The sequence below is a fragment of the Halomonas sp. SIMBA_159 genome, from assembly GCF_046536035.1.
In the GTDB taxonomy this organism is placed as follows: Bacteria; Pseudomonadota; Gammaproteobacteria; order Pseudomonadales; family Halomonadaceae; genus Vreelandella; species Vreelandella venusta_A.
The window spans coordinates 1-246 of sequence record NZ_JAWJBT010001292.1; the positions used below are offsets into that span (position 1 = coordinate 1).

Genomic DNA, 246 nt, shown 5'->3' on the forward strand with positions numbered 1-246 from the left:
CCCTCGCTGACCGAGTATTCCTCGACGTTGTCGCGCTCGATGCCGTTGAAGCGCACGCCCACGCCGCGGGCCAGGACGGCCTCGTCGTGGAACGGGCTGCGGGGATCGACGGCGAGGTGGTCGGGCGGGGTCTGGCTCATTGCGGTGCGGTCTCGGGCGGGCCGGCAGGGGCCGGCGGGCGCACAAGGATAAAGGATCGCGCCCCGGCATTGCCCAAGGGGCGCCCCGGCGGGCATTGCATTGGCC

Annotated in this window: 1 protein-coding gene; it reads right to left on the reverse strand. The window is 72.8% G+C overall.

Annotated features, from left to right (window positions below):
- Positions 1–236, reverse strand: a 236-nt coding sequence (locus tag R0J87_RS23420; protein WP_498889376.1) for a DUF3297 family protein, incomplete at its 3' end; no start/stop codon positions are given.
- Positions 237–246: the final 10 nt, after the last annotated feature.